This window comes from Azonexus sp. MM2026_4 (genome assembly GCF_055901855.1).
The window spans coordinates 2,151,487-2,176,772 of sequence record NZ_CM148380.1; the positions used below are offsets into that span (position 1 = coordinate 2,151,487).

Consider the following 25,286-nt stretch of genomic DNA (forward strand, 5'->3'; position numbering starts at 1 on the left):
GCTCCCTTTTTTTGGCGTGTTCATTCAACTGCGGCTTCGACCAGTTCCATGTCCGCACTGCTCATCAGCCGTTCGATGTCGGTGACGATCAACATCCGCTGCTCGACGCTGGCCAGACCGAGGATGTAACGGGTGTCGAAGGAGCCCGAGAAATCCGGCGCCGGCCGGATCTGTGCCGGCGTCAGCGACAGCACGTCGGAGACGCTATCGACGACCACCCCGATCACCCGGCGGGCAATATTGAGGATGACGACGACGGTGAACGGGGTGTATTCGATCTTGCCGAGGTTGAACTTGATGCGCAGGTTGACGATGGGAACGATGGTCCCGCGCAGATTGACGACCCCTTTGATGAAAGGCGGCGCGTTGGCGATCAGTGTCGGCGTTTCGTAGCTGCGGATTTCCTGGACCTTCAGGATATCGATCGCGTATTCCTCGCAACCCAGGGTAAAGGTCAGGAACTCGCTGGCCACCGAATCGTCCTCGGCCAGCGCGCCAGCCTGCTGTTTGCTGATTTCCATCATTCGCTCCTCAACGGCCCTGCGTCGGCCTTGTGCAGATGATTCCTGGCCATTGCCGCAATGGCCGAGACATCCAGGATCAATGCCACATGACCATCGCCCATGATGGTCGCGCCGGAGATACCCGGCACTTTCCGGTAGTTCGCCTCGAGACTCTTGATCACGACCTGATGCTGCCCGAGCAGGGCATCGACGAACAGGGCGACGCGAATTCCGTCGGCATCGAGCACCACCATGATGCCCTGGGTGAAGTCGTTCCACACCGACTGCAACTTGAACATTTCGTGCAGGACCAGAACCGGCAGATATTCGCCACGCACCTGTACCACCCGCGCCTGGTTGGACAGGGTGCGGATTTCACCGGGCATCGGCTGCAGCGATTCAAGCACATACGACAGGGGCAGGATGTAGATCTGGTCGCCGACGGCGACCGACATGCCGTCGAGGATCGCCAGCGTCAGCGGCAGGCGCACCGTCATCCGGGTGCCGATGCCGGCCATCGAGTCGATTTCGACGCGCCCGCCCATCGCCTGGATGTTGCGGCGGACGACGTCCATGCCGACGCCGCGGCCGGAAACGTCGGTGACCTGCTCGGCGGTCGAAAAGCCGGCTTCGAAGATCAGGTTGAAGACTTCCTGATCGCTCATCTGGTCGGAAACCGGCAGGCCGCGTTCGCGCGCCTTGGCCAGAATCTTGTCGCGCGGCAAGCCGGCACCGTCGTCACCGACTTCGATGACGATGTTGCCCCCCTGGTGGTAAGCCTTCAGGGTGATCGTCCCAACCGGGCTCTTGCCCGCCGCGATCCGCCGCTCCGGTGATTCGATGCCGTGGTCCAGGCTGTTGCGGATCAGGTGGGTCAACGGATCGGCAATGCGCTCGATCAGCCCCTTGTCGAGTTCGGTCGTCTCACCCAGCGTCTTCAGCTCGACCTGCTTGCCGAGCTTCGCCGACAGGTCGCGGATCACTCTCGGGAAGCGGGAAAAGACGAAGGAGATCGGCAACATCCGGATCGACATCACCGCTTCCTGCAAATCCCGGGTGTTGCGTTCCAGCTGCGTCAGTCCGTTGAGCAGGCGCTCCGGCGCGGCATCCTGCATCTGCGACGAGGTCTGCAACAGCATGGCCTGAGTGATCACCAGCTCGCCGACCAGATTGATCAATTGGTCGACTTTCTCGACGCTGACGCGGATTGAAGAATCGGTTGACGCATTGGCCGGTGGCGCCTTCTGACGCGGCTCCCCGTTCCCGGCCGGCGCGGGTGACTTTGTCTCGAGCACGGCCTCGCTGAGAGGGGCGTCCGGAACTATCGGCAGCGGCGCAGGAAGGGGCGCAAAAAACCCGAAACCATCACCCTCCTCAACCTGCGGCGGCTCGGCAACGGGGGCCGGCAGGGGCTCGAAAAACCCGTAGCCGGGGTCTTCTGCCGGTTTTGGCTCGGACAGAGGTTCAAAAAATCCGTAAGCCTCGACCACCGGCTGCGCCGCTACCGCCGGCGCGCCTGGGGCGCCCGGCGCGTCGGCAAAGAAGCCGAAATCGGCGTCATCGGCAACGGCCTGTTCAGCCTCCCCGACATACCAGGCGCCACTTTCGGCGATGAAATCGATCTGCTCGGCGAAGCTCTCCCGGGCGGCCGTCGTCGTCAAACGCAACAGCCATTGCCCGACACTTCCCGCCGGCACCGGAGACTGGAGGATCACCAACTCCCCGAGCTTGCGCAGTTCGTCGAGAAGATTGTTCAAGCCGACGCCGCTGGCCGCAACCGAGGTGGGCACAAAACCAATCTCGTAGCAGGTCCGGTCCGCGGCCGGCAAAGGCGCGGGCGCTGGCGCGGGCGCTGTGACCGGCGCGGGCGCGGCGGCGACCGGAGCCAGCCCGCCGCCATCGGAAAGCTGGCGCAAACGCTGGCACAGCGCATCTACAACAGACTGCTCGACACTACCCCGCCCCTGGTGCACATCGAGCATGCTGCGCAGGACGTCGCCAGCCTGCAAACAGGCATCGACCATCTCAGGACGCAAGGCGAGATCCCCCTTGCGGATGCGATCCAGCAGATTTTCGAGGATGTGCGTGGTTTCCGCGAGATCGGAAAAACCGAAGGTTCCCGCGCTGCCCTTGATCGAATGTGCGGCGCGAAAAATGGCATTCAATTGCTCGGCATCCGGATGTGCAATATCCAGCGCCAGCAGCAGGGACTCCATTGCAGCCAGATGCTCTTCGGATTCTTCGAAAAACACCTGGTAAAACTGACTCATGTCGATAGACACGCTTCCTCCTCAAACGCTCGGGGAGCATCGCCGGCCGCGGCGATCGCCCCATGCGAGAAGATTTCAGGCAGGCATGGGAGATTCAGCCGATGACCTTGCGCACGACTTCGATCAACTTCTGGGGATCGAAGGGCTTGACCAGCCAGCCGGTTGCACCGGCAGCGCGACCTTGGGATTTCATCGCATCGGAAGACTCGGTCGTCAGCATCAAGATCGGCGTCGAGGCGTATTGCGGCATCGCCCGCAGGTTCCGGATCAGGGTCAAGCCATCCATGCGCGGCATGTTCTGATCGGTCAGCACCAGATTGATGCTGCGCGACTTGGCCTTGTCCAGACCATCCTGACCGTCCACCGCCTCGACTACTTCGTATCCGGCACTCTTCAACGTAAACGAGACCATCTGGCGGATGGATGCAGAGTCATCAACTGCAAGAATGGTTTTGGCCATTTTTTCCTCTAGTTTCTATCACACATTAGCCGCCACTGACGCCACTCCCCGATTGTCAGCGACAAATACGCCATTCGCCGGCCACTACTTGGCCTGAACCTTGTCGGCCCCCGGCAATTCGAGCGCCCCGGACGAATCGCCATCAACTTCGACTTCATCGCCGGACTCTTCGTTGAGTATGGCCTTTTCGGTCTGCTGGTTGAGCACCACGATGCTGATCCGGCGGTTGACCGGATTCAGCGGGTCGTTCTTGTCGAACAGCAAGGTCGATCCCAGACCGACCACACGCAACACCTTGTGCGCTTCCATTCCACCGGCCACCAGTTCGCGCCGCGAGGCATTGGCCCGATTTGCCGAAAGCTCCCAGTTGGAGAAGCCCTGGACGCCGCCGACGAATGGCGCGGCGTCGGTATGACCGGCCAGGCTGATGCGATTGGAAACGCCATTGAGCGCCTGACCAATCTGCCGTAACAGATCGCGGGTATAGGGCTTGACCACGTCACCGCCGGAATCGAACATCGGCCGGTTCTGCTCATCGACGATCTGGATGCGCAGCCCCTCGGAGGTGATGTCGAGCAGCAACTGCTTCTTGAACTGCGCCAGTTGCGGACTCTGCTCGATCATCTTCTCGATGTCGGCTTTCAGCACTTCGAGGCGCTCACGCTCCTTGCGCTGGAACTCAAGCTTGGCTTCCTTCGAAAAGCTGGTCCGCTTCGCCTCGATATCGCCCTTCTTCACCTGCCCCGACTGCCGGGTCAGATCCTGACCGCCCCCCTTCAGGATACTGGTCGCGTCGCCAGCGCCATCGCCCCCCGACATCGCCACCTTCATCGGATTCTGGAAATAATCGGCGATCCCCTGCAAATCCCCTTTGGCCGTAGATCCCAGCAGCCACATGAGCAGGAAGAAAGCCATCATCGCCGTGACGAAATCGGCATAGGCGATCTTCCAGGCGCCGCCATGCGCGCCGCCGGCGACAACCTTCTTGCGCTTGATGATTATCGGGCGGGTGGAGTCGTCGCTCATCGTTTTCTATTCTGCAAGGCCAGGCCTTACTTACCCTTGCGGGCCTTCAGTTCTTCCTCAAGCTCGCTGAAGCTGGGGCGATCATGGGCACCGAGCGTCTTGCGCCCGAACTCGATGGCAACTTGCGGCGCATAGCCGGACATGGACGCCAGCAGAACCATCTTGATGGTTTTGAAAATCGTCCCCGACTCCTGCGCCCGCTGATCAAGCAGCCCCGCCACCGGCGCCACAAAGCCGTAGGAAACCAGAATCCCGAGGAAGGTACCAACCAGCGCGCCGCCGATCATCTTGCCCAGAACGGCCGGTGGCTCGCCCACCGAGCCCATGACGTTCACCACCCCCATCACGGCGACGACGATACCGAATGCCGGTGTCGCGTCGGCCACCTTGGAAACCACGTGGGCAGGCTCCACCGCTTCATGGTGATGGGTTTCGAGTTCGACATCCATCAGGCTTTCGATCTCGACGGTATTCAAATTGCCGCCGACCATCATGCGCAGGTAATCGGTCATGAATTCGAGGACGTGGTGATCGGCAACGATGTTGGGATACTTGCTGAAAATCGGACTGGATTCCGGATTCTCGACATCGCCCTCGATCGACATCAAACCCTCTTTGCGTACTTTCGACAGAATTTCGAAAAGCAGCGCCAATGCGTCCACATAGTAGGCCTTATTGTAGGGAGAACCCTTCAGGACCCCGGGCACGGCGGCGACGGTCGCCTTGATCACCTTGATGCCGTTGCCGGCGACAAACCCGCCGATAGTCAGACCGATGATCGCCAGATATTCAAGAGGTACCCACAACGCCAGCAGGCTGCCGTGCACGGAGTAAGTACCGAGCGAGGCAGCCAGGATGATGACATAGCCGACGATCAAAAACATGTGAAACCCCTTTTAGCGCGGCGCACGACGTTACGGATGACCCGTTTATTGGTTGCCGCTATTGTAGCCACAGGCCTTCGGGAAGCGCAAAAGAAGTATAAGCGCATCCATGCGGCACACACCGTCCGCAATTTTCGCAGTGATAGACTGGCGGCATCGCGTAACCCATTTCACCCCATGTCCTTCTGCATCGCCTGCGGCACCCAAGCCGTCCGCCGGATACCCGACGGCGACAATCTACCTCGCCTGACCTGCCCCGCTTGCGGCCACATCCATTACGAAAACCCTCGCCTGATCGTTGGCTGCATCGCCGAATGGGAAAACCGCATCCTGCTCTGCAGACGGGCAATTGAACCGCGCCTCGGCTTCTGGACGCTGCCGGCCGGCTTCATGGAGAACGGGGAAAGCACGGCCGAAGCGGCGATCCGCGAAACACGAGAAGAAGCCGGAGCGACGGTGCTGCTCGACGCCGCTTTCGCCATGATCAATATTGCCCACATCAACCAGGTGCATCTCTTCTATCGCGGCAAAATGGCGGATGCCACATTTTCAGCTGGCGAAGAAAGTCTTGAAGTGAGGCTATTCGAACCGGCTGCCATCCCCTGGGACGACATTTCGTTCCACAGTGTCCGCCGCTGTCTTGAAGCCTACTTGGGAGAGCGCAATCACGGCCATTTCAGTTTTCACGAACTCTCGCTGACGCCCTGATCGCAAACCGCTCCGGCACAAAATTGAAAATCCCCGCTGCCGTCGGGACAGCGGGGATTTTTCGGGAAACACCGTGGCGTTTATTTGCCTTTGGTGTTCAATTCCTCGTTCATCTTGCTCGAGTAAATCTTGCCCATGTAGGCACCGATCACGACCACACCCACGATCACGACCAGACTCATCAAACCGATATCACTGGTAAACAACAGATTCCAAGCCATAAATCACCTCCCAATCACAAGAACAATCAATCCGCCTTTGCACTCAAGCGTAGCGGCTCGTCAAGACTGGCATGCCACTCCCCATGAAGACGCCATTGCCCCGCAGGGTCTTCAAGTGTGACATACCAGCGTCCGGCCACTTCACTGGCCAGCACCCCTCCAAAGAAACCCGCCCCTTCGGATTTCATTTCGATCAGTTGATCCTTCACGTTCAGCGTCGGATGCGCCAGACGCAAGGTCAGAACCTCCGGCAAAGCAATCGCCTCGCGCGTATTCACCAGCAGACGCAAATTCTGACCGGAGCGCATCAAATCGGCGTGCAGCCCCAGCTTGCTGGCCTCGTGGTCACGTTGCAAACGTTGGTTGACCGTGAGCCCCTGCTTGTAATAATCATCGGTCACCAGACCGTCGGCACTCACTACGGCCAACCATATGGTAGCAACCGCGGCAACAATCACCAGCCCCGGGCCGAGCATCAACAGCCACGGCCAGGGCTCCTTGTACCAGGGCTTGTCATCTTTTTTCAGTGTCATGCTCGCACTCATGTCAGGGCATCAGGAAAGAGGCTTTTTCACGAACGGCAATCTTGTCGTCGCTTTCAGCCTTGATGTTGAAATAAATCGTGTTTGCCCCCTTCTGACCGGACTCCGGCGGGACGCGCACGACAACGGTGGACTCGTGGTTCTTGGCACTTTCAACCTCAACCACCAGTTCGTCCTCGGCAAGCTTCACGTCAGCGAGTCCGTCAACCGTGACGCGATAGCGCTGTGAAGCTTCCGTGGTGTTCATGAACTTCAGGTTGTAAACATTCTCGATCGAGCCATCTTCCGCTTCCCGCGACAGAACCGATCTATCGCGGATGACATCAACCATCAGCGGCACCCGGTTGGCCAACGACCACGCAGCCGCCACGCAGATCGCAAGCAGGATGAGCGAATACAGGATGATGCGCGGACGCAGGATATGCGCCATCACCTCCGAGGCCCCGAAATGCTTGGCCAGGGCGTTCTCCGTCGTATAGCGAATCAGGCCCCGGGGCTTGCCGATCTTGTCCATGACCGGATCGCAGGCATCAATACAGGCGCCACAACCGATGCACTCATACTGAATACCCTTGCGGATGTCGATCCCGGTCGGGCAGACAACCACGCAAAGATTGCAGTCAACACAGTCTCCCAGGCGGTCGTTATCGCCCCCTTTTTTCCTCGCACCGCGTGGTTCGCCGCGCTCCGGATCGTAGGTGATCACCAGCGTATCGGGGTCAAACATCACCCCTTGAAAGCGGGCGTAAGGACACATGTACTTGCAAACCTGCTCCCGCAGAAAACCGGCCTGCATATAACAAAACCCGGCATAAAAGGCAGTCCAGAACAACTCCCAACCGGACAATCCAAAGGGCAGGGCCGCCAGCAACTCGCGCACCGGCGTGAAATAAGCGACCAGCGTAAACCCCGTCCACAACGAGAGCGAGAGCCATAGCGCATGCTTGAGCGCCTTGCGCGCCAGCTTCGTCGCAGTCATCGGCCCCTGGTCGAGTTTCATGCGTGCCGACCGATCACCCTCGATGCGGTTCTCGATCCACATGAAAATTTCAGTGTAAACCGTCTGCGGACAAGCGTAGCCGCAGAACAAGCGCCCTGCGATTGCGGTGAACAGGAACAGCGCATAGGCCGAAACGATCAGCAGGACTGCCAGATAAAAGACGTCCTGTGGCCACAGCACCAGACCGAACAGGTAGAACTTGCGTTCCACGAGATGGAACAGGATCGCTTGACGATCATTCCAGATCAGCCATGGCGCTCCATAGAAAAGAATCTGGGTCAGCCAGACAAATATCCAGCGCCATGTCGCCCACCAACCTTTTACTTCCCGGATGTAGATTTTCCGGTGTTTCTCGTAAAAGGATGCTTTTGCCAAATCCGCCCCTGTATCGGGCTTGTTCTCTTCTTTGGAGTTCATTGAAGCCTCGTTATCAGAATGATGCTGCTCCGCACAACACCATTTTGATAAGTATGCCTACTAGCAAACGAAAAGGGAGAGGCTTTTCAGCCTCTCCCCTGTCATGCCCCAATTACTTGGCGCTGAGGCTAGTCACGTAAGCGGCCAGCAGATGTACCTTGGCACCACCCAGGAAATCCTTCCAGGCTGGCATCTTATTGGTACGACCATTGGTGATGGTTTCAATGATGGTCGCTTCAGAGGAGCCATACAGCCAGACCTTGTCGGTCAGGTTCGGGGCACCCAAGGCTTGCATGCCGTGAGCGTCGACACCGTGACAACCAACGCAACCCGCTTCGTTGAAGGCGGTCTGCCCCTTGCCAGCGCGAACGGCGTCGTGCGGCAGGCCGGACAGCGAACGAACGTAGTTGGCGAGATCCTTGATGGTTTCCGCACCCAGTTGGGCATGCGGCGGCATGACACCCATACGGCCGGCAGAGATGGTTTCGACAATCTGAGCGGACTCACCGCCCCATTGCCAATCGCCGTCGGTCAGATTGGGGAAGCCCTTGGCGCCGCGAGCATCCGCACCATGGCACTGCATGCAGTACGTCAGGTAGAGGCGCTTGCCCATTTCCATGGCCTGCTTGTCACCGGCAACGGCCTTGACGTCCATCGCCAGATACTTGTCGTACAGCGGCTTGACTGCAGCGTCCATCTTGGCCACTTCAACCGAGTGCTGACCGACGGAGGTCCAGCCGAGCATACCCTTGAAGTTACCGAGCCCGGGGTACAGCGCCAGATAAACCAGCGCAAAAACCACGGTGATGACAAAGAGCCAGCTCCACCACTTCGGCATCGGGTTGTTGTACTCCTCCAGGGTTTCGTCCCAGACGTGTCCGGTCGGAATACCCGGAGTGAAGGTTGCTTTGCTTTGCAGGAGCAGGAAAACCCAGCATCCCACAACACTGACCAGTACGATCACAATGACGTACAGGTTCCAAAATTGGCTAACGAAATCGCTCATTTGCTTTCCTTTATTTCAGCGCCGGTGCGACGCGTTTCCCGCCGCACCGTCATCATCATCCTCTGCGAACGGCAGCTTGGCAGCCTCGTCGAACCCCTTGCGACTGCCCTTGCCGTAAGCCCATCCCACGATCGCCAGAAAGCAGAGCAAACCGGCAACTGTGATGATGGAGCGCAGATCGTTGATGTCCATGGCCATTACTTCATCGTGCTCAGTGCCGTACCCATACCCTGCAGGTAAGCAATCAGAACATCCATCTCGGTCATGTCACCAATCGCAGCCTTGGCACCCTTGATATCGGCCTCGGAATAAGTCGGCAGATTACGCATGTTGGCGAACGTCTGCATGACTTGCATCTTCTTCTCGATATCAGCACCAACCGTGCTCTTAGCCTTAGTATTGGCCAGGAAAGCGAAGGCAGGCATGTTGGATTCCGGCACGACGTCGCGCGGATTCATCAGGTGAGCGCGTTGCCATTCATCCGAATAACGACCGCCAACCCGATGCAAATCCGGACCGGTACGCTTGGAGCCCCACTGGAACGGGTGGTCATAAACATACTCACCCGCCACCGAGTAGTGGCCGTAACGTTCCGTCTCTGCGCGGAACGGACGAATCATCTGCGAATGGCAAAGATAGCAACCTTCGCGGATATAGACATCGCGACCAGCGAGACGAACAGGGTCATAAGGCTTGGTACCTTCCACCGGCGTCGTCGTCGACTTCTGGAAAAAGAGCGGAACGATTTCCAGCAGACCGCCCACGCTGACCACCAAGAGGGTCAAAACGATCAGCAGGCCAACGCTCTTTTCAATTTGTTCGTGTTTCAACATTGTTATCTCTCCCAAATCAGGCGTGATGACCAGCCGGAGCGATCACCGGCACATCCTGAACCTTGCCACCGGCCATGGTCTTGAACATGTTGTAAGCCATGATCAGCATGCCCAACAGGAACAGAACGCCACCCAACCAACGGATCGCCCAGAACGGGTAAGACCCCTTGACCGACTCGACGAAGCTGTAAGCCAGCGTACCGTCTGCGTTGACTGCGCGCCACATCAAACCTTGCATCACACCGGCGATCCACATCGAAGCAATGTAGAGAACGGTACCGATGGTAGCAATCCAGAAGTGAGCAGTAATCAGCGCGGTGCTATACATTTCCTTCTTGCCGAACAGACGAGGCAACAGGTAGTAAATGGCGCCGATAGAAACCATGGCCACCCAACCCAACGCCCCCGAGTGTACGTGGCCGACGGTCCAGTCGGTGTAATGCGACAGCGCGTTGACCGTCTTGATCGACATCATCGGGCCTTCGAAGGTAGACATACCGTAGAAGGAGAGCGAGGTGATCAGAAACTTCAGGATCGGGTCATCACGCAGTTTGTGCCAGGCACCCGACAGGGTCATGATGCCGTTGATCATCCCACCCCAGGACGGAGCCAGCAGGATCAGCGAGAACAGCATGCCGACAGACTGAGTCCAGTCAGGCAACGCGGTATAGTGCAGGTGGTGCGGACCGGCCCACATGTAGGTAAAGATAAGCGCCCAGAAGTGGACCACCGACAGACGGTAGGAATACACCGGACGACCGGCCTGCTTCGGAACGAAGTAGTACATCATGCCAAGGAAGCCTGCAGTCAGGAAGAAGCCAACTGCGTTGTGGCCGTACCACCACTGAACCATAGCATCTTGAACGCCAGCATACATGGAGTAGGACTTGGTCAGCGTGACCGGCATTTCCATGCTGTTAAAGATATGCAGCAGCGCAATGGCGATAATGAACGCGCCGTAGAACCAGTTGGCCACGTAAATGTGCGAAGCCTTGCGTACGGCGATCGTACCGAAGAAAACCAGCGCGTAAGCAACCCAGACCAACGTGATCAGGATGTTGACCGGCCACTCGAGCTCAGCGTATTCCTTACCGGTAGTAATACCCAACGGAAAAGAAAGAGCCGCCAGAACGATGATCAGTTGCCAACCCCAGAAGGTGAAGGGGACCAAGGGGCCGCCCCAGAGGCGGGCATGGCTGGTACGCTGAACGCACCAGTAGGACGTTGCAAAGAGCGCCGAACCACCAAACGCAAAAATTACCGCGTTGGTATGCAACGGACGCAAGCGCCCGAAGTGCAGCCACGGGCCGATATTCAATTCCGGCCAGACAAGTTGTGCAGCAATAATGACACCGACCAGCATGCCGACGATGCCCCAGATGACGGTCATGAAGGCAAATTGCCGTACGACCTTATCATTGTATGTGGTTTGTGTTCCAGACATGAACCCACCTCTCGTTAATGGAAAACAGAATGCCCACCTTCCCTGAACCCAAGGGGGCACTTGAAAGCGGATGGTATTCTAGTTGCGATGAGGTGTTTTGACATAGATCAATCGAGCGATCATCTACGGCAGAAGCGGGCAAGACCCTCCCAGCACAAAGGAGAAAGGGAGGACGACCTTCGCTGCCTGACAAGGCAATTTACAGAAGGAACAAGGAACGGCCAGGCGCTCGCGTACAGACACCCCGAGACGAACCTCGAGGCGTACCCGGCCTGATTTCCGATCGGGCAGCAAACCCGTGCAGCCAGCGATGCGGCAGCAGCCTGCCAAAGGAACTACCGGACTGAATCAGCGGATCGAGCCAGGATATCCTTGAGCCAGGCTGCAGGCTCCAAGCTGTTCAGTCTGGCGATTGCCAGCAAGCTTTGGATGGCACTCACTTGCCCGCCGCCCGTTCCGAACAGGTCAAAACCGAGTTACGAGCGCCTGAGCGCAACCGGCAGGAGGCATTCTCAAGCGGATTGTTGTCGGCCGGCAGCGCCCCATCGCGAAACAGAGTGCAAGCAGGCAGGCCGACGACTGCTTAAGCAAGCAGCCATCACCCTAACCCACCCGCAACCGCTCGCCCCCTCCAGGTCGCTCGACTTTCAACCAACCCCTGATCGACTATTCCGAACCGAAATTCTAGAAGCAAACCAAGCCCCATCCTACGACAGAGCAAAACCAAAAAAGCCCTTAGGGGGCTTATTTTCTTCGGCCCATCTCGGATTGAGGCTTTGCCACGAACTAAGCCGAGAAAGAGGAACCGCAGCCGCAGGTCGATGTCGCGTTCGGGTTTCGAATGACAAACTGAGACCCTTCAAGACCTTCGGTGTAATCGATCTCCGCACCGACCAGATACTGATAACTCATTGGATCAATGAGCAGTTGCACACCATTTTTTTCCATGGTGGTATCGTCTTCAGCAGCTACCTCGTCAAACGTGAAGCCATACTGGAACCCCGAACAACCGCCACCGGTGACAAAGACTCGCAGTTTGAGTTCGGCGTTACCCTCCTCTTCAATCAGCTCCCTGACCTTGCGGGCAGCACTGTCGGTGAAGATAATCGGCGCAAGGGTTTCGGCAAGATCACTCATTGAAAACTCCTGAAAATTTTGAAAATTAGTAACAATTAGGCCAGATCAGGGGAAATTGGTTCCCCATCCTTTGCCACAGCGTGCACGAGCCGGCCCTCGATGACAGCCCCATGATGCATTTCAATCGCAGCATAGGAAACATCTCCCACGATTCTTGCCTTGGGTTGCATTTCAAGTGTTTCGCTTACAGAAACAGGTCCGACAATAGTCCCATTCAGCACCAGGTGCCCAACGGCGACAGCTCCTTCTATGCGAGCCTGATCACTCAAAACCAGAGTAGTCGCCCCCCCACCGGAAATCGACTCGACACTACCACGCACCTCACCATCGATACGCAACCCACCACCAAACCGGACCTTACCCTCTATGCAGGTTCCAGCCCCAATCAAACTATCAATTCTTGCCTGAGATCCACCTGGTGCCTTCTTCCCAAACATTCCATTCCTCCGGCAAATTTTCAACCGCGAAACAATCCGCCAATCAAAAGCCTATTGTCTGTTCCGCCACAACTTTACCATTTTGCAGCAAGCGGGCCTCGACCGAGAGCAGAGCAGCCCCCTCAGGCAAGTCGAAGACTCCTTCACGCCGGAGAAAGTGGCGAATCTCCACCCCGCCAGCCAAGGGAAGGCGCCCCAGCCCCCCTGACGCCCCCCTGTAACTCACGGCAACTTCATACCGCCCCAGGAAGACCGCCTCACGCTGAGCAGACTGATATGCAAAAAGCAAGCGATATCGATATTGCGTCCCCGCGACAGGCGCGACGCGCAAACTCTCGATGCGAGCCACAGAATCCTGGCCCACCACAGGAATAAGACGCTCAAATATCAGCATATCCTCCTTGAGCGCGGCATTTTCTGCCTCTAGTTCGGCAATCCTGGCAACAAGCTGCTGTTGTGCAGCACGTTCCATGCTGACGGCACTCTGCCCGGTCCCAGCCAGCGACCGAAGCGCAACAAGCTCCGCCTGTTGAGCACTCAGACGCTCACGCAAATCCTCAAGCTTTTCGCTTTCGCCAAGCCCGCCAATGCGAAACAACCAGAGCAGGACAAACAAAACAAACAGAAAACCAGCCGCCCCAACAACCAACCAGTAGGCGGGCAGAGCGCTACGCACCACAACGCGCGGGGCAGCAATACCAAAACGACTTCGAAAGCGCTTTATGCGCAAACTGACAGCAGGGGTTGGCATCAATCGCTCACAGAAATCAACACCCTTGACTATAAGGCAAATTATCCCACTCCGCCCAGCAGCCGGCGACAAAGCGGGGTTCGTATCGAATTGCGAGACAGTCACAGCAGACCATCCTCACCCCATCATCCAGCTCGACAGAACCCTCCGCACCGCTCCCGCCCACGCACCGCGGCTCTCATGCAAGCACACCCGGCTTGCAGGTCGCGATCAACTTACGATAGAAATTACTCCCACAAGAGTGCACTTACCGCGGGCGCACCACAAGAAAAAAGCCGCCCGGAGGCGGCTTTTCGGAAAACTTAGCGCTTGGAGAACTGCTTGCGCCGACGGGCCTTGTGGAAACCAACCTTCTTCCGCTCAACCTCGCGAGCATCACGGGTAACGAATCCCGCCTTCGAAAGCGCCGGCTTCAAAGCAGCATCAAATTCGATGAGAGCCCGCGTGATACCGTGGCGAACCGCACCCGCCTGCCCCGACTCACCACCACCAGTGACATTCACCTTGATGTCAAAGCCCGCCAGTTGCTCGACCAACGCAAGCGGCTGACGAACAATCATGCGCCCCGTTTCCCGGGAGAAAAACTGGTCAACCGGCTTGCCATTGACCACAATCACGCCGGAACCGCGCTTCATGAAAACACGAGCCACCGCGCTCTTGCGCCGGCCAGTACCGTAAAAATAAGCTTCTGCCATGATGCCCCCTTAGATTTCCAGCGCCTTGGGCTGCTGAGCGGTATGAGGATGTTGGTCGCCGGCATAGCACTTCAGCTTCTTCAGCATGGCGTAACCCAACGGCCCCTTCGGCAGCATGCCTTTGACGGCCTTTTCCAGAGCACGCCCTGGGAAACGTTGCTGCATCTTCTTGAAATTGGTCTCGTAAATCCCACCCGGATAACCCGAATGACGGAAATACTTCTTGTCTTCCGCTTTGTTGCCAGTAACGGCAATCTTCTCGACATTGGTAACAACAATGAAGTCACCGGTATCGACGTGCGGAGTATAGATGGCCTTGTGCTTGCCACGCAGACGACGGGCAATTTCGGTGGCGAGGCGGCCGAGCACCTTGTCTGTGGCGTCTACCACAAACCACTCGCGCTTCACCTCATGTGGCTTGGCGGAAAACGTTTTCATGTGTGTGCCGTCCTGAAAAATGGGGCGCAGAATTGAGAAAGCTGCAGACTATAACCATCCGCAACAGCTCTGTCAATCAGTCTTGACCTTACCAAGCTCGTTTTTTTGCGAAAACTCCGCCACTACTGACACGCAAAGCACCAGATAGCAGACAGACCTACGCCCCCAGGCTCGACACCATCAAGAAAGACTGACAAAAAAAACGCGGCTCGCTGAGCCGCGTTAAATCCACACCAAAGGAGGAGGGTGGAGGAGACAAATCTGAACCGAGGACCAGTACTGCACCACAGTTCCAACGGTTCCCATTCTGCCCAAACAAGCCCCCACCCGCAAGAAATATTTGTGCGCTGCACCATCTTTGAATCTATCAACAAATAATATAAATTTATGTCAGTTACACATATGTTTAATTGTAGTTTTTTTAACAACAAGACTATTCATATACCAATGAATAACCGGGGAACCTCAACCAGGATTCAATTCGAGCCAAAGCAGTTTTGTTGCATCGCAACATGGCAAATCGCACTTACCGGGTAAAATCCTGCATCATCCCCACCTCTCAAACAGGAAGAACAGAATGGATTGCACGGTCAGATGGACAGGAAGTGATGCAGGGATGTCATTCCTTGCTGAAACAGGCAGCGGACACGCGGTGATGATGGACGGAGCGCCTGAAGCAGGGGGGCGCAACCTAGCGCCGCGACCAATGGAAATGCTGCTGGCCGGCGCAGGCGGCTGCACCGCCTTCGATGTCGTGATGATCCTGAAAAAAGGCCGCCAGGAGATCAGCGCCTGCGACGTGACGCTGAACGCAGAGCGCGCCGAAACCGATCCCAAGGTATTCACACGCATCAACTTCCACTACCGGGTAAAGGGCAGGAACCTGAAACCCGAAGCGGTTGAGCGCGCAATCGGGCTATCCAAGGAAAAATACTGTTCCGCCTCGATCATGCTGGCTCAATCGGCGGTGATCACCACCAGCCACGAAATCATCGAGGAAACCGCAACCGCTCCCCGGTGACTTTCCTCCGTCACAAGCGATAAGCAAGCCCGGTCATCACTCGGGCCATCGCTTTCATGCCCAGCCGAATCGGCTGAGGCAACTCTGCCGCGCCGTACCGAACCGCCATCTCGGCATGCGCCCGCTCGTCGACTCGCATCTGTTCGACGATTTCCCGGGAACGGTGGTCTTCAGCAGGCAAACGCTGCAGGTGTCCCTCGAGATGCATCTCGACCTGACGCTCGGTTTCCGCCAGGAATCCCAGATTCCATTTATCACCAACAACCCCGGCCAGTACGCCTAGCGACAGCGACCCCATATACCAAAGCGGATTGAGCACACTGACCCGCCCCCCAAGCTCGCGAATCCGTTGCTCGGTCCAGGCCAGATGCTCCACCTCCTCGGCTGCCGCCTGCTGTAGCGCGTCGCGCACCTCGCCACGGCGACAGGTCAATGCCTGCCCTTGATAGAGAGCCTGCGCGCAAACCTCGCCACTATGATTTACCCGCATCAAGCCCAAGGCGTGACGACGCTCGAGATCGTCCGTTACCTGCTCACCAGACAGCGCATCACCGGGAACAGGCCGCCGCGAGCGCGCGGGAGCCGCAAGGGTACGCAGACAACGATCGAATTCGAGAATCCAACGATCCAAAGTCATTGCTTCACCACAGATGATTGTCCGGATGCCCACCTTTACGGAAGGCACCTTCCACCTCGCGCACATCCCGGGCAATCACGCCTCCAGGGCAAAAATAATCTGCGAACAAGGTCACGCGATGCCGTTCCGAAGCGCCGTCACGCAGCTTCTCCCAACGCTCGTTCCACGACTTGACCCAAGTGCCATCACGTCTCGCGGTGGCATAGAGCCGCCACTCCCGGGTCGAACAACGAATCCCTTCGAACCGGACATTGCGGGAGCCGGCCTCACTCTCCAGACGCAACACATAGCGGACAACACCATCGCCTCCAACGCTCAGCGATGCAAGATCAACGAAAAAACGATGCGCGGAAAGCGCGCGAGCATCGAAGGCAAACCACGCATCGTCGGCGGGAAGCACCGGAAAACTCACTTCCTGCTCCTGCCATTTGGAATCGCCTTCGTCTTCCCCAAAAAGACCGGCGCCGTAACTACTGGTAAGCCACCCCAGCGCAACCAGCAGGACAAATAGCTGTCGTCGAAGCGATCGGAAGCTCACCCGAGATCCTCCTCGCCCGGCAACCGCTCGTCACCCGCTCGCGAGTTTCGGGACGGCCGACGATCCTGCTCCAGAAAACGCACCAGTTCATTCAAGGCCTGCTGATAGACGCCGCGCTTGAATTCGATCACCGCCTCCAGCGGCACCCAGTAGTCGTTCCAGCGCCAGGCGTCGAACTCCGGCTTTGCGGTTGCCCGCAAGCTGACGTCGCTGTCGCGCCCGACCAGACGGAGAAGAAACCAGATCTGCTTCTGGCCTTTGTAAGACCCGCGCCATTCGCGCTTGATCCATTGATTCGGCACTTCGTAACGCAGCCAGCCCTTGGTCCGCCCGAGTATGCGCACGTGTTCGGGACGCAGCCCGACCTCTTCATGCAGTTCCCGGTACATCGCTTCTTCCGGGGTTTCGCCCCGCTTGATGCCACCTTGTGGAAACTGCCAGGAATGTTCACGTATGCGCTTGCCCCAGAAGACCTCGTTTTTGGCGTTGCAAAGAATGATGCCGACGTTCGGGCGAAAGCCTTCGCGGTCGAGCATAGAAAACCTGCTAAAAATATTGGGTTACCTGGATTCTTTCACAAAGGGCGTCGATACGCAAAAAAGCGGCAAAGAACACGCTCCGTGTAAAATCCGCTTTTTTCCACGAATTCAAGAGCATTCCATGCGTACCTCGCAGTTCTTCTTCACCACCCTCAAGGAAGCCCCGGCCGACGCCGAAGTCGTCAGCCAGAAACTGATGCTGCGCGCCGGCTACATCAAGCGTTCGGCGGCCGGCATCTATACCTGGATGCCGCTCGGCTTGCGCGTGCTGCGTAAGGTCGAGAACATCGTCCGCGAGGAAATGAACGCGGCCGGTGCGCTGGAACTGCTGATGCCGGCCGTGCAGCCCTTCGAGCTCTGGGAAGAGTCGGGCCGCGGCCCGGCCTACGGCCCGGAACTGCTGCGTTTCAAGGACCGTCACCAGCGCGATTTCGTGATCGGCCCGACGCACGAGGAAGTCATCACCGACGTCGTCCGCCGCGACGTCAAGAGCTACCGCCAGTTGCCGATCCACCTCTACCAGATCCAGACCAAGTTCCGCGACGAGATCCGCCCGCGCTTCGGCGTCATGCGCGGCCGCGAGTTCCTGATGAAGGACGGCTACTCCTTCCATACCTCGTTCGACGACCTGGTCCGCGAGTACGGCAACATGTACGCCACCTACAGCCGCATCTTCAACCGGCTCGGCTTGAAGTTCCGCGCCGTGGCGGCCGACACCGGCGCCATCGGTGGCGACGGCTCGCATGAATTCCACGTCCTGGCCGATTCCGGCGAGGACGACATCGCCTTCTGCCCGGACTCCGACTACGCCGCCAACGTCGAACTGGCCGAAGCCGTCGCCCCGGCAACCCCGCGTGCCGCTGCCGGCAAGACGATGGAAAGGATCGCGACGCCGGGCAAGACGGCCTGCGCCGATGTCGCCACCTTCCTGGCAATCGAGCCGACGCAGATCGTCAAGTCGATCGCCGTCGTCGCCGAACGCGAGGACGGCGACAAACAGTTTGCCCTGCTGCTGCTGCGCGCCGACCACGAACTGAACGAGATCAAGGCAGCCAAGATCCCGGCGCTCGGCGCTTTCCGCTTCGCCTCCGACGGCGAAGTCCAGGAGTATCTCGGCTGCGTTCCGGGCTATATCGGCCCGGTCGGTGTCGAACGCCGGCAAGGTGGCGGTCTTTGCCGACCGTACGGTCGCCGCAATGAGCGACTTCGTGTGCGGCGCCAACGAGGCCGGCTTCCACCTCAGTGGCGTCAATTTCGGCCGCGACCTGCCCGAACCGGCAGTCTTCGACATCCGCAACGTCGTCGCCGGCGACCCCTCGCCGGACGGCAAGGGCGTGCTCGGCATCTGCCGCGGCATTGAAGTCGGCCACATCTTCCAGTTACGTAGCAAGTACGCCAAGGCCCTGAACTGCGCCTTCCTCGACGAGAACGGCAAGAGCCAGATCATGGAGATGGGCTGCTACGGCATCGGCGTTTCGCGCATCGTCGGTGCTGCCATCGAGCAGGGCAACGACGACAAGGGCATCATCCTGCCGCCGACCATCGCCCCCTTCGCCGTCTGCATCGTGCCGATGGGCTACCACAAGAGCGAAGCGGTCAAGGCCGCCGCCGACCAGCTCTACGCCGACCTGAAGAAACTCGGCATCGACGTCGTGCTGGACGACCGCAACGAACGCCCCGGCGTCATGTTCGCCGACATGGAGCTGATCGGCATTCCACACCGCGTGGTGATCGGCGAGCGCGGCCTGAAGGATGGCCAGTTCGAGTACAAAGGCCGTACCGAGGCGGAAGCGACGATGGTCGCCCAGGGCGAGATCGTCGGCCTGCTGCAGGAGAAGCTGTGCGGCGCCTGATCGGCATTGTCTGGCTGTGCTGCGCCTCGGCGGTTGCCCAGGCGGGCGGGCAAAAGTACGAACCGCTCGCCGCCAGCGTGCGGGCGGCGCTACAGGAGGCGGTTTCGGACAGCCGGCCGCAGGTCAGCTCGTTCAAGTCGTCGCAGGAAGCCGCCAACTGGCTGACCGAGATGTCGGGCCGACTGGCCCGCCGCATCCCCGACCGCAATTACCGGATCGACCTGCTGCGCAGCATCCACTATGAAGCGACGCGCGCCGGCCTCGATCCACAACTGGTGCTCGGCCTGGTCCAGGTGGAATCGGCCTTCCGCAAGTACGCCGTTTCAACCGTCGGCGCGCGCGGCTACATGCAGGTGATGCCGTTCTGGATCAAGGTGATCGGCCGCCCGGAGGACAACCTCTTCGACATGCGGACCAACCTGCGCTACGGCTGCACCATCCTGCGCCATTATCTGGACATCGAAAAGGGCGACCTCTACCGCGCCCTGGGACGCTACAACGGCAGCCTGGGCAAGCCGGAATACCCGAACCTGGTGCGCGGCGCCTGGCAGAACAACTGGGGCTACGCCAGCCCGCCCGGGCTGGCCGCCAACGACCGCTGATCAGCGGCCGAAACCGCCCATGCCGCCGGGCATCATGCCCTTCATGCCGCGCATCAGCTTGCCGATGCCGCCCTTGGAAAACTGCTTCATCATCTTCTGCGTCTGCTCGAACTGATTGAGCAGACGATTGACTTCCTGGACCTGCACCCCAGCCCCGGCAGCAATCCGGCGCTTGCGGCTGGCCTTGATCAGTTCCGGTTTGGCACGCTCCTGCGGCGTCATCGAATTGATGATGCCCTCGACCCGGCCGATCATCTTGTTTTCCGTACCCGCCGGCAACTGACCGGCGGCCTGCGCGAACTGGGCCGGCAACTTGTCCATCAGCGAGGTCAGGCCGCCCATCGCCCGCATCTGGCCGATCTGTTCCTTGAAGTCGTTGAGATCAAAGCCCTTGCCGGCCTTGAGCTTCTTGGCGAAAGCCACCGCCTTCTCTTCGTCGATGCCTTTCTTGGCTTCTTCGATCAGCGACAGCACGTCGCCCATGCCCAGAATACGCGACGCCATCCGCTCGGGATGGAAGGCTTCGAGGCCGGTGAGCTTCTCGCCGACGCCGGCAAACTTGATCGGCTTGCCGGTGATGTGGCGTACCGACAACGCGGCGCCGCCGCGCGCGTCGCCGTCGAGCTTGGTCAGCACGACACCGGTCAGGGGCAGCGCCTCGTTGAAGGCCCGTGCCGTATTGACCGCATCCTGGCCGAGCATGGCATCGACCACGAACAGCGTCTCGATCGGCTTGATCGCGGCATGCAGGCGCTTGATTTCCGCCATCATCTCTTCGTCGATGGCGAGGCGGCCAGCGGTATCGACCAGCAGCGCGTCGTGGTAGTGACGCTTCGCCCAATCGATCGCCGCGGCGGCGATCGCCTCCGGCTTTTCACCGACGGCAGACGGGAAGAAATCGACCCCGGCCTGCGCAGCCACCGACTTCAACTGCTCGATCGCCGCCGGCCGGTAAACGTCGCAGGAAACCACCAGCACCTTCTTCTTGTGGTTTTCCTTGAGAAACTTGGCCAGCTTGCCCACCGTCGTCGTCTTGCCGGCCCCCTGCAGACCCGCCATCAGAACGATGGCCGGCGGCTGGGTGTTGAAACTGATGCCTTCATGAGCATCACCCATGATCTTGGTCAGTTCGCCATGGACGACCCCGATCAGCGCCTGGCCGGGGTTGAGCGAACCAATGACCTCCTGGCCGACCGCCTTCTCCTTGACCGCGGCGATGAAATCCTTGACCACCGGCAAGGCGACATCGGCCTCGAGCAGCGCCATGCGCACCTCACGCAGGGCATCGGCGATGTTGGATTCGGTCAGGCGCGCCTCGCCCTTCAAGGTCTTCATGACGCGAGCAAGGCGGGTAGTCAGGTTATCGAGCATGTCAGATGGGCTTCTAGTAGAATTCGCGGATGGCCGACATTGTAATTCAGCTTTCCATGCATATCCTCGCCGCGCTGATTTATGGCGCGCTCGGTTTTCATTTCTGGAACACCCGCTGGCGCGACCGCGATGGCCAATGCGTCGCCTGCCCGATGCTCCCCTGGGAACGCGGCGCCATCGGCCTGACGCTGATCATCCACGGCTTTGGCCTGTTCGGTACGCTGCTCAGCCAGGACGGCATGCACTTTTCGGTTGCTCTCGCCCTCTCGCTGATGATGTGGCTGGCCGTGCTGATCTACTGGCTGGAGAGCTTCATGGCCCGCATGGAAGGCATGCAGCCGATGGTCCTGCCGCTGGCCGCCGCCTGCACCGTGCTGCCGGCGATCTTTTCCGCCGACCACCTGGTCGCCCACGCCGACGCCACCGGCTTCCAGTTCCACTTTCTGACTGCCATGCTGGCCTACAGCCTGCTGACCCTGGCTGCGCTGCACGCCGTTTTCATGGGCTTCACCGAAAACGCCCTGCATCGGCGCATCGTCAATCGCAGCCTGACCAGCCTGCCGTCGCTCCTTTCCATGGAATCGCTGCTGTTCCGCATGCTGATGCTGGGCTTCATCCTGCTGACACTGGCCGTCGGTAGTGGCCTGTTCTTTTCCGAACACATCTTTGGCAAACCGCTGGCCTTCGACCACAAGACCGTATTCGCCATCGCTTCCTGGGCGATCTTCGCCACCCTGCTATTCGGACGCCATGTCTGGGGCTGGCGCGGTAAGCGCGCCCTGCGGCTGACTCTCGCCGGTTTCGGACTGCTGATCCTGGCCTATTTCGGCAGCCGTTTCGTCATCGAGATCGTTCTCGGCCGCCTGTAATTGGACAACGTCCCCCTATCCTTCCAGCTTGGCGCGCTGCTCGGACTACTCGCCCTGTCGGCGATCTTTTCCATGAGCGAAACGGCAATGATGGCGGCCAACCGTTTCCGTCTTCGCCACCTCGCACAGAATGGTCACCGCGGTGCCCGCAAAGCGATTGCCTTGCTGGAGCAAACGGACAAGATGCTGGGCGTCATCCTGCTTGGCAACAACCTAGTCAATACCGCGGCCGCCACATTGGTCAGCGTGATCGCTCTGCAAATGTTCGGCGATGAAAAATGGGCACTCGGCGCCAGCACCCTGATCATCACCTTTGCCATCCTGGTCTTTTCAGAGATCACGCCCAAAATCATCGGCGCCAGCTATGCCGATCGCCTGGCACCGATCATCGCCTACCTGCTGACTCCGCTACTGCGTCTCTGCTACCCAGTGGTCTGGTTCGTCAATCTCTTCGCGGCAGGCCTGCTGCGCATCACGGGGCTATCCCTGCGCGCCAACGAGCAGAGCAACCGACTCTCTCCGGAAGAACTGCGCAGCCTGGTACTGGAATCGTCCAATGTGATCCCCAAAAAACACCAGGCCATCCTCAACAGTCTGTTCGACCTCAATGAAACCACCGTCGAACACATGATGACCCCGCGCCGCAGCATCGAGATACTGGACCTTGACCAAGACTGGGAGTCAGTCCAGCAGCAACTGCTAACCAGCCATCACAGTCGCCTGCCTGTTTGCCACGGATCGCTCGACCACCTGCTTGGCATCCTGCCCGTACGCCGCCTGCTTTCGGCGCTTTCGGAAACCGATTTCAGCGAAACCGCCTTGCTTGAACAACTCCACCCCCCCTATTACATCCCGGCAGGAACCGCCGTCTTTTCGCAGTTGAGCTTCTTCCAGGAAAACCGGCAGCGAATCGGTTTCGTTGTTGACGAGTACGGCGATATTCTCGGCTTGCTAACGTTCGAAGACATCATCGAGGAAATCGTCGGCGACTTCACAACCACGATTCCCGGCGTAGACGCCGATCTGAGCTGGGACAAGGATGGCAGTGCCGTGGTCGACGGGACCCGGCAAATCCGCGACATCAACCGCATGCTGGGACTTGATTTGCCACTCAATGGCCCCAAAACGCTCAACGGCCTGATTCTCGAATACTTCCAGGACATTCCGGACGCGGATGTCGGACTCAAGCTCAATGACATCGCCGTGGAAATCCTGCAGACCCGCGACCGCAGCATCGTCACCGCCCGGATTTACCGGCCCCGCCCGACAGAAATGCCCGCCAGTCTTTACAAAGCCCCTCCCCCGTAGCATCATCGGGCGATCCATACGGCATCTACGCACCCGCACATACCCGATCTGATGGCAGCGACTCCACAAAACTCCCCGCTCAGCGGCCTGGCCCGCGCGCTCGTCCAGGCCGGACGCCTGAAAGAGGCCGAGGCGGAAGAAGTGTCGCGTCAAGCCACTGCGACAAAAACCTCGCTCATCGAACAGCTGATCAGCTCGAACAAGGCCAGCGCCATCGATATCGCGCGCTTTTCCGCAGAGACCTTCGGTTATCCACTGTTCGACCTCGACGCCCTGGACGAACGCCATATCCCGCAGGACGCAATCGACCGCAAGCTGATTGCAACGCACAAGGTAATTCCTCTAAATAAAAGAGGCAACCGCCTGTCGATTGCCATTGCCGACCCGACCAACCTGCGAGCGCTGGACGAAATTCGTTTCCAGAGCGGGCTGAGCGTTGACCCGATCGTTGTCGAGCAACCCAAGCTGTTGCCACTGGTGGCGAAATACTCGGAGTCCGCCACCGATGCGCTGAAGAGCTTCAATGACGAGGAAATCAACCTTGATTTTCTCGATGAAGAAAGCACCAGCAAAGCCGACGAAGCGGCAGCCCAGGACATCGACGACGCCCCGGTCGTCAAGTTCATTCAGAAAATTCTGCTCGACGCCATCAACGATGGCGCATCCGACATCCACTTCGAGCCTTACGAAAAATTCTACCGAATACGCTTCCGCATTGACGGCATTCTCCGCGAAGTCGCCACCCCGCCGCTGGCGATCAAGGAAAAGATCGCCTCCCGGATCAAGGTCATCTCGCGCCTCAACATCGCCGAAAAACGGGTTCCCCAGGACGGCCGGATGAAACTGGTCATCTCCAAATCGCGAGCCATCGATTTCCGCGTCAGCACCTTGCCCACCCTGCAAGGCGAAAAAATCGTACTGCGTATCCTCGACCCGACCTCGGCGACACTGGGAATCGAAGCGCTGGGCTACGACCCTGATCAGAAGGCCATCCTGCTCGATGCGATCAACCGTCCCTACGGCATGGTTCTGGTCACCGGGCCTACCGGCTCCGGGAAAACCGTCTCGCTCTACACCTGCCTCAACATCCTCAACAAGGATGGCGTGAATATTGCAACGGCCGAGGATCCGGCGGAAATCAATCTCACCGGCATCAATCAGGTCAACGTTGACGATCGCGCCGGCCTGACCTTTCCTGTCGCACTGAAAGCCTTCCTGCGCCAGGATCCCGACATCATCATGGTGGGCGAAATCCGCGACCTGGAAACCGCAGAAATCGCCATCAAGGCAGCCCAAACCGGGCACATGGTGCTATCGACCCTGCACACCAATGACGCACCGCAAACCCTGACCCGCCTGATGAACATGGGCGTGCCGACCTTCAACATTGCCTCCAGCATCCTGCTGATCACTGCTCAACGCCTGGCCCGTCGCCTCTGCACCTGCAAGCAACCGATCAAGGTACCAGAACAGGCTTTGCTCGACGCCGGTTTCAAGGCTGAAGAACTCGATGGTAGCTGGATACTTTACGGCCCAGGCAGTTGCGAACGCTGCAAAGGTACTGGCTACAAGGGACGAGTCGGCATCTATCAGGTCATGCCGATCAGCGAAGCCATGCAACGCCTGATCATGAGCGGAGCCACCTCGCTCGACCTCGCCAAACAGGCGAAACAGGAGGGTGTCCGCGACTTGCGCGAATCCGGACTGATCAAGGTCAAACAAGGCCTGACCTCACTCGAAGAAGTTTTAAGTACAACCAATATCTAAGCTGAAGGA

Annotated in this window: 27 protein-coding genes and 1 pseudogene; 7 read left to right on the top strand and 21 right to left on the bottom strand. The window is 58.8% G+C overall.

What is annotated here, in order from left to right:
* Positions 1–20: 20 nt before the first annotated feature.
* The 5 genes from AC0KWY_RS10095 to motA all read right to left on the bottom strand — a co-directional run bounded on the left by AC0KWY_RS10095 (position 21) and on the right by motA (position 5,143).
* The gene (locus tag AC0KWY_RS10095) at positions 21–521 is read right to left on the bottom strand and encodes a chemotaxis protein CheW (protein ID WP_474029517.1); all 501 of its coding nucleotides are present in this window, start codon (positions 519–521) and stop codon (positions 21–23) included.
* Positions 521–2,773 carry a chemotaxis protein CheW gene (locus AC0KWY_RS10100; protein ID WP_474029518.1) on the bottom strand — a complete coding sequence of 751 codons (2,253 nt, stop codon included), beginning with the start codon at positions 2,771–2,773 and terminating at the stop codon, positions 521–523. The genes AC0KWY_RS10095 and AC0KWY_RS10100 overlap by 1 nt, the downstream gene beginning before the upstream one ends.
* Before the next feature lie 94 nt (positions 2,774–2,867).
* Positions 2,868–3,233, bottom strand: coding sequence for a response regulator (locus AC0KWY_RS10105; RefSeq protein ID WP_474029519.1), 366 nt, complete (start codon positions 3,231–3,233; stop codon positions 2,868–2,870).
* A gap of 84 nt (positions 3,234–3,317) precedes the next feature.
* On the bottom strand, positions 3,318–4,259 hold the full coding sequence (motB, locus tag AC0KWY_RS10110) for a flagellar motor protein MotB (RefSeq protein ID WP_474029520.1): 942 nt from the start codon (positions 4,257–4,259) through the stop codon (positions 3,318–3,320).
* A 26-nt stretch (positions 4,260–4,285) separates the two neighbouring features.
* Positions 4,286–5,143 (bottom strand): flagellar motor stator protein MotA, encoded by an 858-nt coding sequence (motA, locus tag AC0KWY_RS10115; RefSeq protein WP_474029521.1) that lies wholly within the window; start codon positions 5,141–5,143, stop codon positions 4,286–4,288.
* A 36-nt stretch (positions 5,144–5,179) separates the two neighbouring features.
* Between motA and AC0KWY_RS10120 the strand changes: the two genes are divergently transcribed.
* Positions 5,180–5,851 carry an NUDIX hydrolase gene (locus tag AC0KWY_RS10120; protein ID WP_474029522.1) on the top strand — a complete coding sequence of 224 codons (672 nt, stop codon included), beginning with the start codon at positions 5,180–5,182 and terminating at the stop codon, positions 5,849–5,851.
* Positions 5,852–5,931: 80 nt separating this feature from the next.
* On the opposite strand, the gene AC0KWY_RS10125 is transcribed toward AC0KWY_RS10120, so the two are convergent.
* The 12 genes from AC0KWY_RS10125 to rplM form a co-directional block, all read right to left on the bottom strand.
* Positions 5,932–6,072, bottom strand: coding sequence for a DUF3149 domain-containing protein (locus AC0KWY_RS10125; protein WP_474029523.1), 141 nt, complete (start codon positions 6,070–6,072; stop codon positions 5,932–5,934).
* Positions 6,073–6,098: 26 nt separating this feature from the next.
* Entirely contained in the window at positions 6,099–6,605 is a 507-nt protein-coding gene (locus AC0KWY_RS10130; RefSeq protein WP_474029524.1) for a FixH family protein, read from the bottom strand.
* A 13-nt stretch (positions 6,606–6,618) separates the two neighbouring features.
* On the bottom strand, positions 6,619–8,031 hold the full coding sequence (gene ccoG, locus AC0KWY_RS10135) for a cytochrome c oxidase accessory protein CcoG (protein ID WP_474029525.1): 1,413 nt from the start codon (positions 8,029–8,031) through the stop codon (positions 6,619–6,621).
* Positions 8,032–8,143: 112 nt separating this feature from the next.
* A complete protein-coding gene (gene ccoP / locus AC0KWY_RS10140; RefSeq protein WP_474029526.1) occupies positions 8,144–9,037 on the bottom strand; it encodes a cytochrome-c oxidase, cbb3-type subunit III in 894 nt (297 codons plus the stop codon).
* 15 nt (positions 9,038–9,052) lie between these two features.
* On the bottom strand, positions 9,053–9,229 hold the full coding sequence (locus AC0KWY_RS10145) for a cbb3-type cytochrome oxidase subunit 3 (RefSeq protein WP_474029527.1): 177 nt from the start codon (positions 9,227–9,229) through the stop codon (positions 9,053–9,055).
* Between the two features lie 5 nt (positions 9,230–9,234).
* Positions 9,235–9,870, bottom strand: a complete 636-nt coding sequence (ccoO, locus tag AC0KWY_RS10150) for a cytochrome-c oxidase, cbb3-type subunit II (RefSeq protein WP_474029528.1) — start codon at positions 9,868–9,870, stop codon at positions 9,235–9,237.
* Positions 9,871–9,886: 16 nt separating this feature from the next.
* Positions 9,887–11,314 carry a cytochrome-c oxidase, cbb3-type subunit I gene (ccoN, locus tag AC0KWY_RS10155; RefSeq protein ID WP_474029529.1) on the bottom strand — a complete coding sequence of 476 codons (1,428 nt, stop codon included), beginning with the start codon at positions 11,312–11,314 and terminating at the stop codon, positions 9,887–9,889.
* 786 nt (positions 11,315–12,100) lie between these two features.
* Positions 12,101–12,451, bottom strand: coding sequence for an iron-sulfur cluster insertion protein ErpA (erpA, locus tag AC0KWY_RS10160; RefSeq protein ID WP_474029530.1), 351 nt, complete (start codon positions 12,449–12,451; stop codon positions 12,101–12,103).
* Positions 12,452–12,486: 35 nt separating this feature from the next.
* Entirely contained in the window at positions 12,487–12,888 is a 402-nt protein-coding gene (locus tag AC0KWY_RS10165; RefSeq protein ID WP_474029531.1) for a bactofilin family protein, read from the bottom strand.
* Between the two features lie 43 nt (positions 12,889–12,931).
* Positions 12,932–13,639 carry a DUF6776 family protein gene (locus tag AC0KWY_RS10170; protein ID WP_474029532.1) on the bottom strand — a complete coding sequence of 236 codons (708 nt, stop codon included), beginning with the start codon at positions 13,637–13,639 and terminating at the stop codon, positions 12,932–12,934.
* Between the two features lie 302 nt (positions 13,640–13,941).
* Positions 13,942–14,334, bottom strand: a complete 393-nt coding sequence (gene rpsI, locus AC0KWY_RS10175; protein WP_474029533.1) for a 30S ribosomal protein S9 — start codon at positions 14,332–14,334, stop codon at positions 13,942–13,944.
* 9 nt (positions 14,335–14,343) lie between these two features.
* Entirely contained in the window at positions 14,344–14,772 is a 429-nt protein-coding gene (gene rplM / locus AC0KWY_RS10180) for a 50S ribosomal protein L13 (protein ID WP_474029534.1), read from the bottom strand.
* Positions 14,773–15,349: 577 nt separating this feature from the next.
* On the opposite strand from rplM, the gene AC0KWY_RS10185 reads away from it, so the two are divergent.
* Positions 15,350–15,793, top strand: a complete 444-nt coding sequence (locus tag AC0KWY_RS10185; RefSeq protein ID WP_474029535.1) for an OsmC family protein — start codon at positions 15,350–15,352, stop codon at positions 15,791–15,793.
* 10 nt (positions 15,794–15,803) lie between these two features.
* Here the strand turns inward: AC0KWY_RS10185 and coq7 are convergent, their stop codons facing one another.
* The 3 genes from coq7 to AC0KWY_RS10200 are packed head-to-tail and all read right to left on the bottom strand — an operon-like array spanning position 15,804 to position 17,504.
* The gene (coq7, locus tag AC0KWY_RS10190; protein WP_474029536.1) at positions 15,804–16,430 is read right to left on the bottom strand and encodes a 2-polyprenyl-3-methyl-6-methoxy-1,4-benzoquinone monooxygenase; all 627 of its coding nucleotides are present in this window, start codon (positions 16,428–16,430) and stop codon (positions 15,804–15,806) included.
* A gap of 4 nt (positions 16,431–16,434) precedes the next feature.
* Positions 16,435–16,968 carry a CNP1-like family protein gene (locus AC0KWY_RS10195; RefSeq protein ID WP_474029537.1) on the bottom strand — a complete coding sequence of 178 codons (534 nt, stop codon included), beginning with the start codon at positions 16,966–16,968 and terminating at the stop codon, positions 16,435–16,437.
* Positions 16,965–17,504 carry an RNA pyrophosphohydrolase gene (locus tag AC0KWY_RS10200; RefSeq protein ID WP_474029538.1) on the bottom strand — a complete coding sequence of 180 codons (540 nt, stop codon included), beginning with the start codon at positions 17,502–17,504 and terminating at the stop codon, positions 16,965–16,967. Before AC0KWY_RS10200 ends, AC0KWY_RS10195 begins: the two co-directional genes overlap by 4 nt.
* A gap of 124 nt (positions 17,505–17,628) precedes the next feature.
* Between AC0KWY_RS10200 and AC0KWY_RS10205 the strand changes: the two are divergent.
* Both AC0KWY_RS10205 and AC0KWY_RS10210 read left to right on the top strand, forming a co-directional pair.
* Positions 17,629–19,360: pseudogene (locus tag AC0KWY_RS10205) on the top strand (proline--tRNA ligase).
* Positions 19,348–19,962, top strand: a complete 615-nt coding sequence (locus AC0KWY_RS10210) for a lytic transglycosylase domain-containing protein (protein WP_474029539.1) — start codon at positions 19,348–19,350, stop codon at positions 19,960–19,962. The pseudogene AC0KWY_RS10205 and the gene AC0KWY_RS10210 overlap by 13 nt, the downstream one beginning before the upstream one ends.
* Here AC0KWY_RS10210 and ffh read toward each other — a convergent pair whose 3' ends face one another.
* Complete coding sequence (gene ffh / locus AC0KWY_RS10215; protein ID WP_474029540.1) at positions 19,963–21,333, bottom strand: signal recognition particle protein; 1,371 nt, start codon at positions 21,331–21,333, stop codon at positions 19,963–19,965.
* 29 nt (positions 21,334–21,362) lie between these two features.
* Between ffh and AC0KWY_RS10220 the strand changes: the two genes are divergently transcribed.
* The 3 genes from AC0KWY_RS10220 to pilB are packed head-to-tail and all read left to right on the top strand — an operon-like array spanning position 21,363 to position 25,277.
* A complete protein-coding gene (locus AC0KWY_RS10220) occupies positions 21,363–22,202 on the top strand; it encodes a cytochrome C assembly family protein (protein WP_474029541.1) in 840 nt (279 codons plus the stop codon).
* Positions 22,203–23,510 (top strand): HlyC/CorC family transporter, encoded by a 1,308-nt coding sequence (locus AC0KWY_RS10225; RefSeq protein WP_474029542.1) that lies wholly within the window; start codon positions 22,203–22,205, stop codon positions 23,508–23,510.
* A gap of 51 nt (positions 23,511–23,561) precedes the next feature.
* Positions 23,562–25,277 carry a type IV-A pilus assembly ATPase PilB gene (gene pilB / locus AC0KWY_RS10230; protein ID WP_474029543.1) on the top strand — a complete coding sequence of 572 codons (1,716 nt, stop codon included), beginning with the start codon at positions 23,562–23,564 and terminating at the stop codon, positions 25,275–25,277.
* Positions 25,278–25,286: the final 9 nt, after the last annotated feature.

Bases quoted from the DNA above. Each gene is read 5' to 3' on its own strand.
- ccoO (WP_474029528.1), bottom strand. From the start codon at position 9,870: ATGTTGAAACACGAACAAATTGAAAAGAGCGTTGGCCTGCTGATCGTT.
- AC0KWY_RS10145 (WP_474029527.1), bottom strand. From the start codon at position 9,229: ATGGACATCAACGATCTGCGCTCCATCATCACAGTTGCCGGTTTGCTC.
- AC0KWY_RS10120 (WP_474029522.1), top strand. From the start codon at position 5,180: ATGACCCGTTTATTGGTTGCCGCTATTGTAGCCACAGGCCTTCGGGAA.
- ffh (WP_474029540.1), bottom strand. From the start codon at position 21,333: ATGCTCGATAACCTGACTACCCGCCTTGCTCGCGTCATGAAGACCTTG.
- erpA (WP_474029530.1), bottom strand. From the start codon at position 12,451: ATGAGTGATCTTGCCGAAACCCTTGCGCCGATTATCTTCACCGACAGT.
- ccoN (WP_474029529.1), bottom strand. From the start codon at position 11,314: ATGTCTGGAACACAAACCACATACAATGATAAGGTCGTACGGCAATTT.
- AC0KWY_RS10105 (WP_474029519.1), bottom strand. From the start codon at position 3,233: ATGGCCAAAACCATTCTTGCAGTTGATGACTCTGCATCCATCCGCCAG.
- rplM (WP_474029534.1), bottom strand. From the start codon at position 14,772: ATGAAAACGTTTTCCGCCAAGCCACATGAGGTGAAGCGCGAGTGGTTT.
- AC0KWY_RS10100 (WP_474029518.1), bottom strand. From the start codon at position 2,773: ATGAGTCAGTTTTACCAGGTGTTTTTCGAAGAATCCGAAGAGCATCTG.
- ccoG (WP_474029525.1), bottom strand. From the start codon at position 8,031: ATGAACTCCAAAGAAGAGAACAAGCCCGATACAGGGGCGGATTTGGCA.
- ccoP (WP_474029526.1), bottom strand. From the start codon at position 9,037: ATGAGCGATTTCGTTAGCCAATTTTGGAACCTGTACGTCATTGTGATC.
- AC0KWY_RS10125 (WP_474029523.1), bottom strand. From the start codon at position 6,072: ATGGCTTGGAATCTGTTGTTTACCAGTGATATCGGTTTGATGAGTCTG.
- AC0KWY_RS10185 (WP_474029535.1), top strand. From the start codon at position 15,350: ATGGATTGCACGGTCAGATGGACAGGAAGTGATGCAGGGATGTCATTC.
- AC0KWY_RS10170 (WP_474029532.1), bottom strand. From the start codon at position 13,639: ATGCCAACCCCTGCTGTCAGTTTGCGCATAAAGCGCTTTCGAAGTCGT.
- AC0KWY_RS10165 (WP_474029531.1), bottom strand. From the start codon at position 12,888: ATGTTTGGGAAGAAGGCACCAGGTGGATCTCAGGCAAGAATTGATAGT.
- motA (WP_474029521.1), bottom strand. From the start codon at position 5,143: ATGTTTTTGATCGTCGGCTATGTCATCATCCTGGCTGCCTCGCTCGGT.
- motB (WP_474029520.1), bottom strand. From the start codon at position 4,259: ATGAGCGACGACTCCACCCGCCCGATAATCATCAAGCGCAAGAAGGTT.
- AC0KWY_RS10200 (WP_474029538.1), bottom strand. From the start codon at position 17,504: ATGCTCGACCGCGAAGGCTTTCGCCCGAACGTCGGCATCATTCTTTGC.
- AC0KWY_RS10220 (WP_474029541.1), top strand. From the start codon at position 21,363: ATGGCCGACATTGTAATTCAGCTTTCCATGCATATCCTCGCCGCGCTG.
- AC0KWY_RS10130 (WP_474029524.1), bottom strand. From the start codon at position 6,605: ATGACACTGAAAAAAGATGACAAGCCCTGGTACAAGGAGCCCTGGCCG.
- pilB (WP_474029543.1), top strand. From the start codon at position 23,562: ATGGCAGCGACTCCACAAAACTCCCCGCTCAGCGGCCTGGCCCGCGCG.
- coq7 (WP_474029536.1), bottom strand. From the start codon at position 16,430: ATGACTTTGGATCGTTGGATTCTCGAATTCGATCGTTGTCTGCGTACC.
- AC0KWY_RS10095 (WP_474029517.1), bottom strand. From the start codon at position 521: ATGGAAATCAGCAAACAGCAGGCTGGCGCGCTGGCCGAGGACGATTCG.
- rpsI (WP_474029533.1), bottom strand. From the start codon at position 14,334: ATGGCAGAAGCTTATTTTTACGGTACTGGCCGGCGCAAGAGCGCGGTG.